The 15,445-nt window shown below is 34.4% G+C and carries 15 protein-coding genes; 14 read left to right on the forward strand and 1 reads right to left on the reverse strand.

Translation table 11 applies throughout. The annotated features are described in order from the left end of the window. Positions 1-14 precede the first annotated feature (14 nt). Complete coding sequence (locus TDSAC_RS00245) at positions 15-740, reverse strand: MBL fold metallo-hydrolase (RefSeq protein ID WP_108307718.1); 726 nt, start codon at positions 738-740, stop codon at positions 15-17. Positions 741-855: 115 nt separating this feature from the next. Between TDSAC_RS00245 and TDSAC_RS00250 the strand changes: the two genes are divergently transcribed. From TDSAC_RS00250 to kdsA, 14 genes are all read left to right on the forward strand, one after another. Next, positions 856-2,448: a gamma-glutamyltransferase family protein gene (locus tag TDSAC_RS00250; protein WP_108307720.1), complete on the forward strand. Its 1,593-nt coding sequence runs from the start codon at positions 856-858 to the stop codon at positions 2,446-2,448. Next, positions 2,439-4,724 carry an FAD-binding oxidoreductase gene (locus TDSAC_RS00255; protein ID WP_108307723.1) on the forward strand — a complete coding sequence of 762 codons (2,286 nt, stop codon included), beginning with the start codon at positions 2,439-2,441 and terminating at the stop codon, positions 4,722-4,724. The genes TDSAC_RS00250 and TDSAC_RS00255 overlap by 10 nt, the downstream gene beginning before the upstream one ends. A gap of 77 nt (positions 4,725-4,801) precedes the next feature. After that, positions 4,802-5,440: a peroxiredoxin gene (locus TDSAC_RS00260; protein WP_108307727.1), complete on the forward strand. Its 639-nt coding sequence runs from the start codon at positions 4,802-4,804 to the stop codon at positions 5,438-5,440. A gap of 151 nt (positions 5,441-5,591) precedes the next feature. Further along, positions 5,592-6,707, forward strand: coding sequence for an acyltransferase family protein (locus TDSAC_RS00265; RefSeq protein ID WP_108307730.1), 1,116 nt, complete (start codon positions 5,592-5,594; stop codon positions 6,705-6,707). Positions 6,708-6,751: 44 nt separating this feature from the next. Continuing rightward, positions 6,752-7,834, forward strand: a complete 1,083-nt coding sequence (locus tag TDSAC_RS00270) for a glucose-1-phosphate thymidylyltransferase (RefSeq protein WP_108307732.1) — start codon at positions 6,752-6,754, stop codon at positions 7,832-7,834. Next, positions 7,834-8,667, forward strand: coding sequence for a dTDP-4-dehydrorhamnose reductase (gene rfbD / locus TDSAC_RS00275; RefSeq protein WP_108307735.1), 834 nt, complete (start codon positions 7,834-7,836; stop codon positions 8,665-8,667). Before TDSAC_RS00270 ends, rfbD begins: the two co-directional genes overlap by 1 nt. Before the next feature lie 46 nt (positions 8,668-8,713). After that, positions 8,714-10,444 carry a BamA/OMP85 family outer membrane protein gene (locus TDSAC_RS00280; protein ID WP_199919813.1) on the forward strand — a complete coding sequence of 577 codons (1,731 nt, stop codon included), beginning with the start codon at positions 8,714-8,716 and terminating at the stop codon, positions 10,442-10,444. 114 nt (positions 10,445-10,558) lie between these two features. Then, positions 10,559-11,035 carry an OmpH/Skp family outer membrane protein gene (locus TDSAC_RS00285; protein WP_150130256.1) on the forward strand — a complete coding sequence of 159 codons (477 nt, stop codon included), beginning with the start codon at positions 10,559-10,561 and terminating at the stop codon, positions 11,033-11,035. Further along, complete coding sequence (gene lpxD, locus TDSAC_RS00290) at positions 11,025-12,065, forward strand: UDP-3-O-(3-hydroxymyristoyl)glucosamine N-acyltransferase (protein ID WP_108307739.1); 1,041 nt, start codon at positions 11,025-11,027, stop codon at positions 12,063-12,065. Before TDSAC_RS00285 ends, lpxD begins: the two co-directional genes overlap by 11 nt. A gap of 56 nt (positions 12,066-12,121) precedes the next feature. After that, a complete protein-coding gene (locus TDSAC_RS00295) occupies positions 12,122-12,586 on the forward strand; it encodes a hypothetical protein (protein ID WP_108307742.1) in 465 nt (154 codons plus the stop codon). An 8-nt stretch (positions 12,587-12,594) separates the two neighbouring features. Next, positions 12,595-13,368, forward strand: a complete 774-nt coding sequence (locus tag TDSAC_RS00300) for a UDP-3-O-acyl-N-acetylglucosamine deacetylase (RefSeq protein WP_340641191.1) — start codon at positions 12,595-12,597, stop codon at positions 13,366-13,368. Positions 13,369-13,403: 35 nt separating this feature from the next. Next, positions 13,404-13,829: a 3-hydroxyacyl-ACP dehydratase FabZ gene (gene fabZ, locus TDSAC_RS00305; RefSeq protein WP_108307747.1), complete on the forward strand. Its 426-nt coding sequence runs from the start codon at positions 13,404-13,406 to the stop codon at positions 13,827-13,829. Beyond that, on the forward strand, positions 13,777-14,616 hold the full coding sequence (gene lpxA, locus TDSAC_RS00310; protein ID WP_199919814.1) for an acyl-ACP--UDP-N-acetylglucosamine O-acyltransferase: 840 nt from the start codon (positions 13,777-13,779) through the stop codon (positions 14,614-14,616). The genes fabZ and lpxA overlap by 53 nt, the downstream gene beginning before the upstream one ends. Next, on the forward strand, positions 14,600-15,409 hold the full coding sequence (gene kdsA, locus TDSAC_RS00315) for a 3-deoxy-8-phosphooctulonate synthase (RefSeq protein ID WP_108307752.1): 810 nt from the start codon (positions 14,600-14,602) through the stop codon (positions 15,407-15,409). The genes lpxA and kdsA overlap by 17 nt, the downstream gene beginning before the upstream one ends. Positions 15,410-15,445: the final 36 nt, after the last annotated feature.

Here is a 15,445-nt window from a genome sequence, read left to right on the forward strand (position 1 = left end):
CCTTAACGTTATACTTAAGTAATTTTAAATTCTTTAGGTGCTGTCTCTTTCCAATTTGTATTACTGTAAATTATAACCTCAAGATCTGTTAATTTCTTGACATTTTTTTCAAAGCTAAACATTGAATCGTGACCTGGGACGAAGTTGACTGCTATCCTTTTTGCTTTCTTTAGTGACTCTCTAAAGTCTTTTATGTCGCCGAAAACAAGAAGAGTATCCAACTCGTTGTAGAATTCTTTAATGTTTTTTACGGCATCCCCTCCGATCAAAGTTTTCGTGCTTTCTAAAAGATATCCCATAGAGCCTGGAGTATGTCCTGGTAAATCTATCGCTATAATATCATCTAAAACTCTTTCATTATTCCGTAAAAGAATTGGGTTTCTACTTAAAAGATAGCTTATCATAAATTTGGGCACATAAAGATCTGATACTTTTTCGAAAGTTGAATTTGTAAGATAGTTATACTCTCTCTCAGACAGGTAAATTTTAGCATTCTCAAAAAGTTCAATGTTTATTGCGTGATCAAAGTGGAAGTGAGTAAGAAATATCCCCTTTATCTCTGATAAACCAACGCCCAAATTTCCTAAAGAGTCTAAAAGTTCTTTTCTATCCCCATAACTTCCTGTATCAAAGAGAAAGTATCCTTCTGAAGTTGATATCAAAACTACATTACACCAACCGAGCCATCCCCTGTCTGATTTCAGGGGATATCCTTGCAATACAACTCTTAATCTATTCATTCTTTCCCCCAATATCTTTTCATCTTTTGTTTTAATATTTTAAACATATTATAGAGGAAATTTTCTCATAACAATATATAATCTTTAGAAAGTATTTTCAAAAACGAGGTGGAAGATGTTTGACTTTCAAAGATATCCATATTCTTCAGAGAGACACGTATGTTTTGCGAAAAATGGAATGGTTCTTACTACTCAACCGCTTGCATCTCAGGCAGGTTTAACTGCTTTACAAAAAGGAGGCAATGCTGTTGACGCGGCCTTGGCTACAGCTGTTGCCCTTACTGTGGTTGAACCAACTTCATGCGGAATTGGTGGAGACTGCTTTGCAATAGTCTGGAAGGATTCAAAACTTTATGCTCTAAATTCAAGTGGCTTTGCACCTTCAAATATAAACCTTGATCTCTTGATTAAAAAGGGTTTCAAAAAGATGCCTAGATTTGGTTTTGAACCTATCACTGTTCCAGGAGTGGTATGGGGGTGGAAAGAACTTTCCTCGAAGTTTGGAAAATTAAAGCTGTCTGAAGTGTTTGCACCTGCGATAGATTTGGCGCTTTATGGATATCCTGTATCTGCGACAATTTCCAGGTTATGGGAAAACTTTTATAATGCCATTTCTTTACAAAGGGGCGATGAGTTTAAATACTGGTTTGAGAATTTTGCAAAGGATGGTCCTCCAAAGCCTGCTTCAATATTTAAAAATCAAAGCCTTGCTAAAACTCTGGAGGAATTGGCCCTAACTAACTGCAAGTCCTTTTATGATGGTAGGATAGCTGAAAAGATCGTTTCCTTTTTTAAAAAGTATAACGGCTATATAACTGAGAATGATTTAAGGGATTTTAAAGGTGAATGGGTAGAGCCTTTAAAATTAAATTACTGTGGATATGATATTGTAGAGATGCCGCCTAACTCTCAAGGCATAGTTGTTCTTATGGCGCTAAATATCTTAAAGCACTTTGATATTTCAAGAAATAGTTTGTATTTTCACAGATGTATTGAATCAATAAAGCTCTCTTTCGAGGAAGCTCTCTCTTCTGTTGGAGATATTAAGGGTATGGAAAAAAATGTTTCAGAGCTTTTTAATGAGGAATATGGTCTCAGTAAAGCGAGGACCATATCAGATGAGGCCTATTTACCAAAAATTCAAAGTACATATTGTGGTAATACTGTTTATCTTTGTACAGCTGATAAAGATGGAAATATGGTGAGCTATATACAGAGCAACTACATGGGATTTGGTTCTGGAATAGTTATAGAGGATACTGCAATTGCAATGCACAATAGAGGATCAAATTTTGTGCTTGAAAGAAAACATCCCAATTGTATAGCTCCAAAAAAAAGACCATATCACACGATTATTCCAGGTTTTATATTAAAAGACAATAATGCAATTGGGCCATTTGGGGTGATGGGTGCTTTTATGCAGCCGCAAGGCCATGTTCAGGTTCTTGTTAATATGATTAACTTTTTAGACAATCCTCAGGCTGCACTTGACGCACCAAGATTTCAATGGCTTGGGGGTAAAAAAGTACTTTTTGAAAACAAAATTGACAAAATTATAGTTGATGATCTTGCAAGAAGGGGGCACGATGTTGAAGTTACTTCAGATTCAATAAATTTTGGCAGGGGGCAAATTATTATAAAGTTGGACAATAATGTTTTTGCAGGGGGGTCAGAACCAAGAGCCGATGGGTATCCTGCATGTTATTAGAAATAGATAATATAAATCAAGTATTAGTTGTTGATCCGAATATTTTGATAAATGAGCTGAATGCAAAATTATCAGATGAGACGCTTGTTTTTTTGCCTACTCTTAATCAACTTTACTTACAGTTAAGAGTTATTGATCTGTTTCACTTAAAGCTACCCAATCCATCTCATCATCTTTATGGATCTATCTTTAATTTTGCAATAGGCGCAACCTTTGAAACAAAATTTGGGAGAGAAATAAAGTTAGATAAAAAGGTATTAAAGTGTGTAAGTGGCTACGACTTTACAAGGTTTTTGTTAGGCTCTAAGGATTTAGCTTCTCCGAAAGAATTAATCCTAAGACTTCATCCAAAAAAGGAAAGGGTAATTTTTAATTTCTTTCTTGAAAATATTGCTCAGTTTATAAATCTAGTTTATTTTTTAAAAAAATTAAAATGTGAACCTTTTTCTTTTTATTTAATCCGAAAAAAAGAACTTTCTGATAAGTTTAATGCATCAATTATTGTAGAAAAAGAGTTTGAATACGATCTTAAAAACCAATTAAATCTTTTGAACTTAAACGTTCTGGAAAATAAAGATATTTTTAAGCTGGATTTTCCAGATGAAGAAAGATTGATTAAAAAGATAAAATTAAGCAAAACAGATTTTATTAGCAAAACAAGACAAATTGAAAATATAGTAAAAGATTTAAACATTGGTTGCTGTGAGATTCTCTTTTTGCCTATAGGACTGTATTGTTTGATTTTTAAAACTATAAGCGATTTAGAAGATTTTGAGAGAGCTTTTTTGCAAAAGTTTCAAATGGATAAAGTTTATTATTATGATTTTAATTCAAGCTATATAGTTAATACGTTGAAGACAAGAATTTTAAACACATTACAAAAAGATGATTTAAACATCAATAATTTTAAAAATCAAGTTTCATATTCTGATTTCAAAAGAGATCTTGAAAAAGCTATAGGTAAGAAATATATTACCGACGATTTAGAGAATTTATACCTATATTCTTATGATGCATCTTTTAGAAGTTCTCTGCCAGATGTTGTGGTTTTTGGAAAGAACAGTAAGCAAATATCTAAAATTTTAAATATTGCAGCTAAATATAATGTTCCTGTTACTTGTAGAGGAGCTGGTTCTAACCTTTCTGGTGGAAGTGTACCATTAAGAGGCGGCATTTCTCTCGTGTTAACACAAATGAATGAAATTATTGAGTTTGATTCAGAGAACTGTTTAGCTGTTGTAGAGCCTGGTGTGGTAACAAAAGAGCTTGCAGATTTAGCTTCTAGAAGCGAACTGTTTTATCCACCAGATCCAGCAAGCAGCGCATGGTGTACTATTGGCGGTAACGTGTCCGAATGTGCAGGGGGTCCAATGTGTTTTAAATATGGCGTTACCAGAGATTATGTTGAGTTTCTAGAAGTTGTTTTATCAGATGGAAGCATTATAAATATTGATGTGTTTCAAAATCCAGAAATTCTCTCTCTACTCATTGGTTCTGAAGGAACTCTTGGTATTTTTACAAAAGTAGGCCTAAGACTTTTAAGAAAACCCGAAGCAAGAGAAGTCTTTTTAATAGGTTTTAAAGGTCTTGAAGATGCTGCGATTTGCATAAACGATATAATTAGCCTGGGTATAGTACCCAAAACTTTTGAAATAATGGATAGAACTGCTATAGAAATAGTAAAAGAGTATGTTTTTTTCGATTTATCTAATGATATAAATGCACTTCTTATTCTTGAAGTTGATGGCACAAAGAAAGAGGTTGGATCTATTATTAGCACGCTTAAAAATCTTTTTACTTTGAAAAATTTTAACTTTTTTTTAGCAAAAGACAATAATGAAATGAACAAGATTTGGGATTTAAGAAGAGCTATATCTCCTGCCTGTGGAAAAATAGCTCCAATAAAGATTTCAGAAGACGCAACTGTTCCGCGTTCAAAAATTGCCGACATGATTAAAGGGATAGATTCGATTGCAAAAAAATATTCTTTAAAAATAATAATTTTTGGTCACGCTGGTGATGGGAATCTCCATCCAAATATACTTACCGATAAGAGAAATAAAGAGGAGATGAAGAGAGTGCAAGATGCTATAGGAGAGATATTTAAATTAGCAATTAATCTTGGCGGTACGCTTTCTGGGGAGCACGGGATTGGATATATGAAAGCACCTTATATTAAGCTAGAATTTGATAAAAATACTATTGAACTTGCAAAGGCAATAAAATTTTCTTTCGATCCAAAAAATATTTTGAATCCTCAAAAGATTTTTCTCTAGAAAAGTATCTTGACAAATCTTTAATTTAATTTAATATTAATAATAAGAATTATTATTAATATAGAGGAGGTAATTTTATGACATTTCCACTTTTAGGAGAAAAGATAGAAAATAGAAAGGTTAAAACTACTCATGGCTTAATCAATCTTCCTGATGATTATTCGGGGAAGTGGGTTGTTCTATTTAGCCATCCAGCTGATTTTACACCAGTATGCACTACTGAATTTGTAGCTTTTCAAAAGAAGCTAGATGAGTTTAGGGCTTTGAATACACAATTAATTGGTCTTTCGATAGACCAAGTATTTTCTCACATCAAATGGATTGAATGGATTAAAGAAAAACTTGGAGTAAATATTGAGTTTCCTATAATTGCAGATGATATGGGTGAAGTTGCAAAGTCTTTTGGAATGATACAACCTGCAAAGGGAACAAATACAGTTAGAGCAGTATTTGTAATCGACGATAAGGCTATATTAAGGCTGGTATTATATTATCCACAGGAATTGGGCAGAAATATTGATGAAATTCTTAGAGCTGTAAAAGCCTTGCAGACTTCTGATAATAACAAAGTTGCAATTCCTGCAAATTGGCCCAATAGCGATCTGATAGGTTCTGATGTAATAATTCCACCACCTTCTGACGTAAAGAGCGCTGCAGAAAGATCAAGCCAGGCTAATTGTTTTGATTGGTGGTTTTGTCACAAGAACATTAAGTAAAAATTTGTAATTTTCAAATTTGATTTAATATAATAATGTGGCAGTCACAGCTATTAAGGTTTGTGGCTGCTATTTTTTAAAAGTTATTTTTTTTCTTAAACTTTAAAAAAGCGATGTTTAATAAATTTTATTTATGTTAGTATAATTGATTATGCAAAAAAGAATTGACTGGGTTGATAAAGCAAGATTTTACGGAATATTTTGGATAGCATTTGGACATACTACGTATTTTTCTCCCGAAATCTTAATTAAATATGCTTATTCGTTTCATTTAGCTCTTTTTTGGTTTATAGCGGGTTTTGTGTTTAATCCAAAATTCAAAATGACCCCTGCCCAGGTTTTTTTAAGAAATATATACAGATATATTATTCCCTATTTCTTTTTTGGGGTTCTTATTTATATATACTCTTTGATCATCTTGACCTCACATAGACCGAATTTCTTTACATATTTCACAAATCTTTTAATAGTAAAAGAGAATCAGTTTACAACGCCTCTTTGGTTTTTGCCTGCATTGTTTTTTGTTTCTACTTTATATGATTATATCCTAAGGTTTTCAAAGGCAAAGTACATATTTTTTTCAATTTTTATATTTTGTATTCTTGTTGGATTACAGGTAGAAGCAATAAGCTCGTCTTTAAAACTTTTTGAAGAAACTCAAGTTTTTTGGTTGGAGGCTGTTAGAAGCTACTTAGTTCTATTCTTTTGGGGAGTTACTGCTGGCTTTTTATGGTTCGGTTTTGGATATTTTTTCAAAAGCTCTAAGTTTTTTAATACCCTGTTAAATAACTTTTTGAAGATAAAAAGATATAAAATATTATTTCTCTTTCTACTTCTCACGATAAATATCGCTCTTTTTTTATTATTTGATGAATTTGATATATTTAATGGCTCATTCCTCTCTGGTTTTTTGGGATATATAGTAACTTTTAGCGGAATTTTTTTCTGGCTTTATGTTTCAAATATTACAAAGAACAATAAATTTATGCTTTATCTGGGGAAAAATACGTTGACGATATTTACAATCCATGAGGCAATATTTTATTTTTTCCAAAGGGTTAATGAGTTTTTTTTCTATCACTTTGGTTTCCCAGATTTATTCATAACCAGGAAAAAACTCTTTGTGGAACAATGTATTAGCGGCTTTAGTTTGACAACTATTTCACTCATCTTCTCTATTTTTATAATATTATTACTCAACAAATATTGCTATATATTTTTAGGAAAAATGCCAGGTCAAAAAGTGTTTATGAATAAACACAATTAATAATTGTGCTTTATAATAGATAAGAAAAAGTTAAAGGGGTTTATATGAAGAGAGCAAAAGCCTTAATATTAAGCGGGGGTAAAGGTACAAGACTTAGGCCCTTTACCTATACTTTTACGAAGCAATTAATACCTGTAGCCAACAGACCTATACTCTATTTTGTTATAGATGATATATTGCAGGCTGGTATAGAAGATATTGGCATTATAATAGCTCCTGAAACGGGAGAAGAGGTGAAGAAGGTGCTTTCGGAGTATACTTTTGCAGATAAAAGGGTGAAATTTAATTTTATCCTACAAGAAAAACCTCTTGGTTTAGCACATGCAGTAAAAACTGCTCAAGATTTTTTAAAAGATAGTCCTTTTGTAATGTTTTTAGGGGATAACCTTATAGAAAATGGTATTAGTACTTATGTTGACAGATTCTTTACTGAAGAGCTTGACGCTTTAATATTTCTCAAAGAAGTAGATGACCCCACAAGATTTGGGGTGGCCGTTTTAGACGATGCTGGTAATGTAAAAAAGCTAATAGAAAAACCTAAAAATCCTCCCTCGAATCTTGCTCTTGTAGGTGTGTATATTTTTTCAAACAAGATTCACGACGCTATAAAGCTTATAAAACCATCCTGGAGAAACGAGCTTGAGATTACAGATGCGATAGACACGATGGTTTCGAAAAAGAATTCTGTAAAAGCCCAAGTATTAAAAGGGTGGTGGTTGGACACTGGGAAAAAAGATGAAATTTTAGAGGCAAATAGGGTAGTTTTGGACGAGAGAATAAAGAGGGAAATTTTTGGAGATGTTGTTGATTCTAAAATTATCGGTAGGGTAAGAGTTGCAAATTCTGCAAGAATTGAGAGGAGTGAAATAAGAGGTCCGGCTGTTATTGGTAAAGAAGCGGTTATAATCGACTCATTTATTGGACCATATACTAGTATTGGTGACAGATGCTATATTGAAAAAAGTGAGATCGAACATTCTGTAGTTCTTGAAGAAAGCAGGATTTTTGCAGCGGCCAGGATAGATACCTCATTGATAGGCAGAAGGGCACAAATAACAAAAAAGCAGGATTTGGTTAAAGCATATAAGTTTTTTATAGGTGATGATGCTCAGGTTGAGGTATATTAATGAAAGCAATCTTGTTAGGTTCAAATGGCCAATTAGCAAAGGAATTTGTAAATAACTCATCAAATTTTAATCTTGAATTGATATCTTTTAGTAAAGATAAGCTGGATATAACTAATTTTTTTGAGTTAAAAGAGGCGATAAAAAGATACATGCCAGATGTAGTTTTGAATTGTGCTGCTTATAATTATGTGGATAAAGCTGAATCTGATTGGCAAGCAGCTTACAGGGTTAATGCGCTTGGCCCAAGAAATCTTGCTGTGCTTTCAAATGAATTCAATTACACTCTTGTTCACTTTAGTTCTGATTACGTTTTCGACGGGACTAGCAGTAAACCATATTTAATATATGATGAGCCAAATCCTATTTCAATTTATGGAAGATCAAAGCTTTCAGGAGAAAGAGAAGTTTCTTCTTTGTGTTCGAAATATTATATTATTAGAACCAGTTGGGTATTTGGAGACGGGCCTAACTCTTTCCCGAAAAAACTAATTGAATGGTCTAAGGGCAAAGATAATCTAAAAGTGGTATGTGATCAATTTTCAAGTCCAACTAGTGCAAGATATTTAGCTTCTAAAACTATGTTTGTTGTTGGAAATATGCCATATGGTACCTATCACATTACTAATTCTGGATACTGTTCAAGGTTTGAATGGGCTAAATTTATCTTTAACTTTTTAAAAATAGACATAGAGATTGTTCCTGTAAGTTCAGATGAATTTATGGCACCTGCTAAAAGGCCTCTCTTTTCTGTTTTGGACAACTTTCCTCTTAGTAGTGATGAAGATTGGAAAGATTCTACTATTAATTATCTTTCAACGAGCTTTCAATTGTGATATGATAATTTTATTGTTTTACAAATTTATTGAGAGGGGAGAAAATATGCCCTGGCGTTATTTTATAAATTTTATAAATAGTTTTTTTGTTTTGTTTTTGTTGATAAGTTTAAGTTCAGTTTCTTTTGCAGCAGAACCTACTCCGACAAGCGGTTATATGAAGGTGACTGCCTTTGCTGTTGAGGGAAACAAACACGTTGCGACTGAAGATATCCTGTCTGCGGTTCCTTTTAGAATAGGCTCAATAATAACCCCTAATGATGTACAGGAGAGTTTGAAGTCGATATATGCTCTTGGATATTTTAGCGATGTGAAAGCAAAAACTAAGCCATTTGAAGATGGAGTAGAACTTATTTTCGAGGTTACAGAAAACCCAATTTTGGAAGGTATTCTTATACAGGGCAATAGTGTGATTCCTACTGATAAAATTTTGAGCATAATGAATTTGCCTACGGGCAAAATATTTAATTATAACGAGATGGATAAGGCTCTCAAAAGGGTTGAAGACTATTATGCAAGCCAGGGTTATACTGCGGCAAGAATAATGGATGCCAGTCTTTCTCCTTCAGGACACTTGTTGGTAACCATAGCAGAAGGGAAAATTCAGGCTATTAAAATTCTTGGTAACCACAAAACAGTAGAACACGTTATTAGAAGGGAGCTAACTGTAAAGCCAGGTGATATATTTAACTACAATAAAGTTAAAGCTGATATAAATAGACTTTATGATATGAATATCTTTAGTGACGTGGGAGTAATGTTTGAGCCCGGGACAAAGCCAGGCGAGATATTTTTAGATATAGACGTAAAGGAGAAAAAAACAGGCTCTGTCACCTTTGGAGCGGGATATAGTACTGCATATAGCGCTATTGGAATGATAAGTTTATCTGATAACAATATGTTTGGTAGGGCTCAAACTATGTCTATTGGGTTGCAATTTGGAGCAAAACAATCTTACTATTCAATTAGTTTTTATGATCCTAATTTCAACGATCACAACATGTCATTTGCTGTTAACCTCTACAATTACAGGACTTATGGTTTGCTAATAGGCGGTTATACCACTGATGAGAAAACAGCTGGATTTAACATGTCGCTTGGTTTCCCGATTTTTGATAAATATACTAGACAAACTATTACTCCTGGATACGAAAGGGTTCATCTTTCTACGACTGGAACTGTTAACCCAAGCGATCAATATGATAGGCCTAACGGTTCTTACAGATCTTTGACCTATACTCTATCAAGAGATACTAGAGATCAAACTAGAGATCCTCGTCAGGGATATTTTGCAAGCGCGAGCATATCTCAGACTAACGGATTCCTTGGAGGTTCTAGTTTGTATTCATTCGAAAAGGTTATAGCGGAATTTAGAGATTATATCCCTCTGGACAAATCGAAGGAACATGTTTTTGCTGGAAGGTTAATAGGGGGTACCTCTATAATTCCTTCTGGCAAAATTATGCCAGTTTATTATCAATACTATGTTGGTGGTCAGGGAACGGTTAGAGGTATAACAGACAATAAATACTATGGCAGATATTTTGCGGTTGGCAACTTTGAGTACAGATTTCCATTTATAAGAGGTACCAGAGGTGCTGTGTTTACTGATATTGGAGATGCGTGGGGTGGCAATTCTGCTTGGCCAGATTTCAAACTCCATGCCGGCGTTGGAGTAGGCATAATGTTAAACACTCCGTTTGGTCCGGTTCGAATTGATGGTGCTTATTCCTCTAATCATTTTAAGGGATATTTTGGCATGGGAAATCCATTTTAAGGTGGTTAGCCGTTTTGTTTAAAAATGTCGGTAATCAATTAGCGATGAAGAGTAAAGGGTGCCTATAAATTGTCTTGCGGTAGTAGTTTGCTGAATATAAAAGGAGGGCTTTACTTGAAGAAGAGTTTGTTATTGTTTGTTTGTGCAATTTTAGTTTTGTTTACATTTCAAACTAAGGCGATGGCAAAAGACAATGTAATTGCTTATATTGATCTTGTAAGAGTTGAGGCTGGAGTAAACGAGTTAAAACCTCTTATTGATCAAAAGAATCAGGTTGAAATCCAGTTTGAACAACTAAGAAATCAAAAGCAACAAGAATTTGCTCAAGCTCAAGCATCAGGAGAATCTCAAGAACAGTTAAAAAAGTTGTACGATCAGATCAACCAGGAGCTTGCTGCTAAAGAAAAAGAAGTAGAGGCTGCAAGGGCTGCTATAGATGCAAAGCTGCAAACTGTACTCCCCAAAATTAAGAATGCTATTGATTCTGTAGCAAAGCAAGTTGGAGCTTCGATAGTTTTGGATAACGCTATCGTTTGGTGGGGAGGCGTAGATATTACTGATCAGGTAATAGCTAAGGTGAATGGTCAGTAAACTTTTATCTGAAATAGCTAAAGAAGTTGGCGGAGTATTAAGAGGTGAAGATTTAGAAGTTACCGATATTAAACCTCTTAATATAGCGCTTGAGAAAGATCTAAGCTTTGTTTTAGATAAAGCTAACTCTGAGGCATCCCGGTTCTCTAAGGCGGGTGCCTTTCTTTGTTATAGAGGTTTTGAATCAGACAGGGCTACTATTGAGGTTGATTTGCCAAAATTGGCGTTGTCAAAGGTTCTTAATATCTTTTACCCAAGAAATTTTAGAGAACCCTTAATTCACACGAGTTCTGTAATATCCGAAGGGGCTAAAATTTCTAGTAAGGCATATGTTGGACCATATTGTGTTATAGAGGATGGAGCTGTTATAGAGGATATGGTTGAGCTTGTTGCCTTTATTTATGTAGGCAAAGATGTCTATATAGGTAAAGGCACAAGGATATTTCCATTTGTATGCATTAGAGAAAAGTGTAGAATTGGTGAAAATTGTGTAATCCAAGCAGGAGCAACTATAGGAAATGACGGCTTTGGTTATGCTACTGACTCTTACGGTCATCACACGTGGATTCCTCAAATAGGTGGCGTTTCAATAGGTAGTGAAGTAGATATAGGTTCGAACACTACCATAGATAGGGGATCGTTTGTTGATACCATTATAAAAGACAATGTTAAGGTTGACAATTTAGTTCAAATTGCTCATAACTGTATCCTTGAAAAAAGCGTTATTCTTGTTTCTATGGTTGGTTTATCTGGATCTGTTCACGTTAAAGAAAATGCTGTTCTTGCTGGTAAAGTAGGAGTAAAGGATCACTTGACAATTGGGAAGGGTGCTACAGTTCTTGCAAAATCAGGCCTTATGAAAGATGTTCCAGATGGTTCAACTGTTATGGGATATCCGGCGAGACATTACATAGATTTTTTCAAAGAGAGGATATTAATAGAAAGGCTTCCTGAAATTGAAAAGAGAATTAAAAAACTGGAAGAACAAATTGAGATTTTAAAGTGCCAGGATAAATCAGAAGAAGTATAATTAAATATAATATTTATGTAAAACTTGTGAAATAATTTGCATTTTTAGGAGGAAAAGTGAAAAAATTAATAATTTTAAAGTGTTTTTTTGTTATTACAGCTTTAATTTTGTTATCTATGACTTCTTTTTCTCAGGATGCCTTCTCGTCTAATCTTGTAGAAGAGTACCCAAACGCTTCAGTTGATTGGGGCAAAAATCAGATAACTGCTATAGGCTTTGGAGTGGGAGGTTTTAATAGCACTGATCCATTTAAAAGTTCGTATGAGGCGGCAATGAATAATGCAAAAGAAAGAATGATCTCTGTAGTAATGATGCTAAAGGACTCGAATGGGGTAAGTTTAAAGCATTTTCTGTCTAATCCTGAAAATATGAACAAGCTAAAAGCCTGGATTGAAACTCTTGACATTAAGGTTCTAAAATATTCGGACAATAGCGTTAAAGTTATATTAACTGGAACTTTGAAAGATGAACCAGATTCTTTAGAAAAAGCACTTGGAGTTGAGCTGCAATCTCCAAATTAAATAGAGCAATCTTTGAAGGTATTGGAATTCATACCGGTAAAACTTGTAAGGTTATGGTTTATCCATCGAATGGGGGACTCTGGATAAAAAAGGGCGATATGCTTTTTTCGAATCTTCATGACATGATTGTACCTTCTGAAAACGCAACTGTTTTGGAAAACGACTACTTAAGGCTCTCGACTGTTGAGCATCTTTTGTGTGCTCTTGCAATGTTAAACGTTAATGATGCGGTAATTGAGATTTTGGACGGGGAAGAGGTCCCGATTTTAGACGGAAGTGCTATAAAATTTTATAAAGATCTATCTGATATCTTTTCAAAAAAGTATAAGAAAAATATCTTAAGATCAATTAAGCAACCAATATTTTATATAGAAGACGAATCTTTTGTTTATATGTTCCCGTATAAAAGGTTTGAGGTTAGAGTTTATCTGGACTATACCTCTAAGGGGCTTGGTCTTCTTAGCGACGAGTTTATCCTGGGACGAGATAAGAGAGAATCCATTTTAAACGCAAGAACTTTCGGATTTCTCTCAGATTATGAATTGTTAAAATCAAAGGGAAAAGCGCTTGGGGCAAACTTTGACAATGTGCTTGTATTCGATAACAAGGGAAGGTCATTAAAGAAGATGAGAAGTTTGAAGGAAGTGCAAAGACACAAAATCCTTGATTTTATTGGAGATCTTTACCTTAACGGTTTTTTACCACGTGCGCAGATAGTGGCTGTTAAACCTGGACATAAAATAAACGCTAAAGTAAGCAAGATGATAAATTCGTTCGTATAGATTAGATTAACCAGATATAAAGAGGAGGTATTGTTTTGTACGATATAAACGACATTATGAAGGTTTTGCCCCATAGATATCCAATGCTTTTGGTTGAAAAGATACTTGAATTAGAGCCAAACGTTAGAGCAGTCGGTTTAAAAAACGTTTCAAATAACGATCCGTATTTAGTAGGACATTTTCCAGATAATCCTATTTTTCCAGGAGTTCTTATGGTTGAAGCAATGGCTCAGGTTGCAGGATTTCTGTCTCTTGTATCTCTGAAAAAGGAAGGAACAATTGCGTTTTTTAGCTCTGTCGAAAGGGCAAAATTTAGAAAAGTTGTAAGGCCAGGTGATACGCTTATTATGGAAGCTAAGGTAACGAAGGTAAAGTTGCCGTTTTGTAAGATGAGCTGTACTGCTAAGGTTGAGGATAAATTGGTGTGCGAAGCAGAACTTATGTTTTATCTTCCAAAATAATATGATTAGAGTTCATTCTACCTCAATAGTATCGCCTAAAGCTATAGTAGGAGAGGGAGTTGAAATTGGCCCCTTTTGTATTGTTGATGACGATGTTGTAATTGGAGACAATACCCGTTTAGCTAATAATGTCCTACTCAAAAATGGTACTAGAATTGGCAAGAGCTGCTATATATCTACTGGTTCTTGTCTAGGGCAAGAACCTCAGGATTTCCACTTTAAAGGTGAAAAAAGTTTTGTAAGAATTGCTGATAACGTTACTATAAGAGAATATGTAGTTATACACAAGGCTACAGGTGAAGGAGAAGAAACATACGTTGGTGAAAACTCTTATCTAATGTGTTTTACTCACCTTGGTCATAATGCAAAAGTTTATGAGAATTGCACGTTAGCTGCATATGTGGTGCTGGGAGGCCATGTAGTTGTAGAAAGGGAGGCATTTTTAGGTGGGGCTTCTGCATTTCATCAGTTTGTAAGAGTAGGAAGGATGTGTATGGTAGGCGGGCTTGCAAAGGTAGTTCAAGACATCCCCCCGTTTGTGATGTGTGACGGAAATCCTGCAAGGCCAAAGGGATTAAACCTGGTAGCTTTAAGGAGAAATAATTTTTCTCAGGAAAAAATAAGCGCAATAAAAAGAATATATAAGATTTTAGTAGAGGAGGTTCACTCAAAAGAAGAATTGATAGAAATCTTAAAACGTGACTTTTCAAAATATGAGGAACATAAAGATTTTGTTGATTTTATTATAAAAAGCAAAAGGGGTTTTAGGCGTGTTCAAGATAAATGATGTAGAAATTGGCGGTAAAGATTTGTTTTTTATATTAGGACCATGTGTTATTGAAAGCGAAGAACATGTAATAAAAATGGCAAACATTATTAAAGAAATTTCAAAATCACTTAATATACGGGTGATATTCAAGAGTTCTTATGACAAAGCAAATAGGACTTCTCTTTTTTCCTATAGAGGACCTGGAATTAAAGAGGGATTACGAATTTTAGAGAGAGTAAAAAAAGAAGTAGGGTTGCCAATAACTACTGATGTACATAACATAGAAGAAGTGACCCTTGCCTCAAATGTTGTTGATTTAATTCAATTACCTGCGTTTTTATGTAGACAAACTGATCTGCTCGTGTCTGCAGGAAAAGCAAAAAAACCTGTAAACATCAAAAAGGGGCAATTTGTCGCACCCCACTCTATTGGCCCTATGATTGAAAAGGTGAAATCTGCTGGGGAAGAAAGAGTTTGTATTACGGAAAGAGGATATACCTTCGGGTATAATAATTTGGTTGTAGATATGAGGTCAATTCAAATAATGAAATCATTTAATATACCAGTTATATTTGATGCAACTCATAGCGTTCAATTACCTGGCGGCTTAGGGGATTCTTCTGGAGGAGAAAGACAATTTGTTCCTACTCTTGCTCGGGCTGCTGTAGCGGCTGGTGCTGATGGTATATTTATGGAATGTCATGATTGTCCTGAATGTGCTCTTTGTGATGGGCCAAATTCAATACCAGTTAACGAGGTTGAAGGCTTATTAAGGAGTCTTATTGCGATTAAGGGGGTTATAAATTCCTAAGATAATTATGGGGTATTTATTTGATTTAACCCTTTA

Source organism: Thermodesulfobium acidiphilum, assembly GCF_003057965.1.
In the GTDB taxonomy this organism is placed as follows: Bacteria; Thermodesulfobiota; Thermodesulfobiia; order Thermodesulfobiales; family Thermodesulfobiaceae; genus Thermodesulfobium; species Thermodesulfobium acidiphilum.

Excerpts from the sequence above, each read along its gene's own strand:
- TDSAC_RS00270 (WP_108307732.1), top strand. The coding sequence starts at position 6,752 with ATGAAGAGAGCAAAAGCCTTAATATTAAGCGGGGGTAAAGGTACAAGA.
- TDSAC_RS00255 (WP_108307723.1), top strand. The coding sequence starts at position 2,439 with ATGTTATTAGAAATAGATAATATAAATCAAGTATTAGTTGTTGATCCG.
- TDSAC_RS00250 (WP_108307720.1), top strand. The coding sequence starts at position 856 with ATGTTTGACTTTCAAAGATATCCATATTCTTCAGAGAGACACGTATGT.
- lpxD (WP_108307739.1), top strand. The coding sequence starts at position 11,025 with ATGGTCAGTAAACTTTTATCTGAAATAGCTAAAGAAGTTGGCGGAGTA.
- TDSAC_RS00280 (WP_199919813.1), top strand. The coding sequence starts at position 8,714 with ATGCCCTGGCGTTATTTTATAAATTTTATAAATAGTTTTTTTGTTTTG.
- TDSAC_RS00265 (WP_108307730.1), top strand. The coding sequence starts at position 5,592 with ATGCAAAAAAGAATTGACTGGGTTGATAAAGCAAGATTTTACGGAATA.
- rfbD (WP_108307735.1), top strand. The coding sequence starts at position 7,834 with ATGAAAGCAATCTTGTTAGGTTCAAATGGCCAATTAGCAAAGGAATTT.
- TDSAC_RS00245 (WP_108307718.1), bottom strand. The coding sequence starts at position 740 with ATGAATAGATTAAGAGTTGTATTGCAAGGATATCCCCTGAAATCAGAC.
- TDSAC_RS00260 (WP_108307727.1), top strand. The coding sequence starts at position 4,802 with ATGACATTTCCACTTTTAGGAGAAAAGATAGAAAATAGAAAGGTTAAA.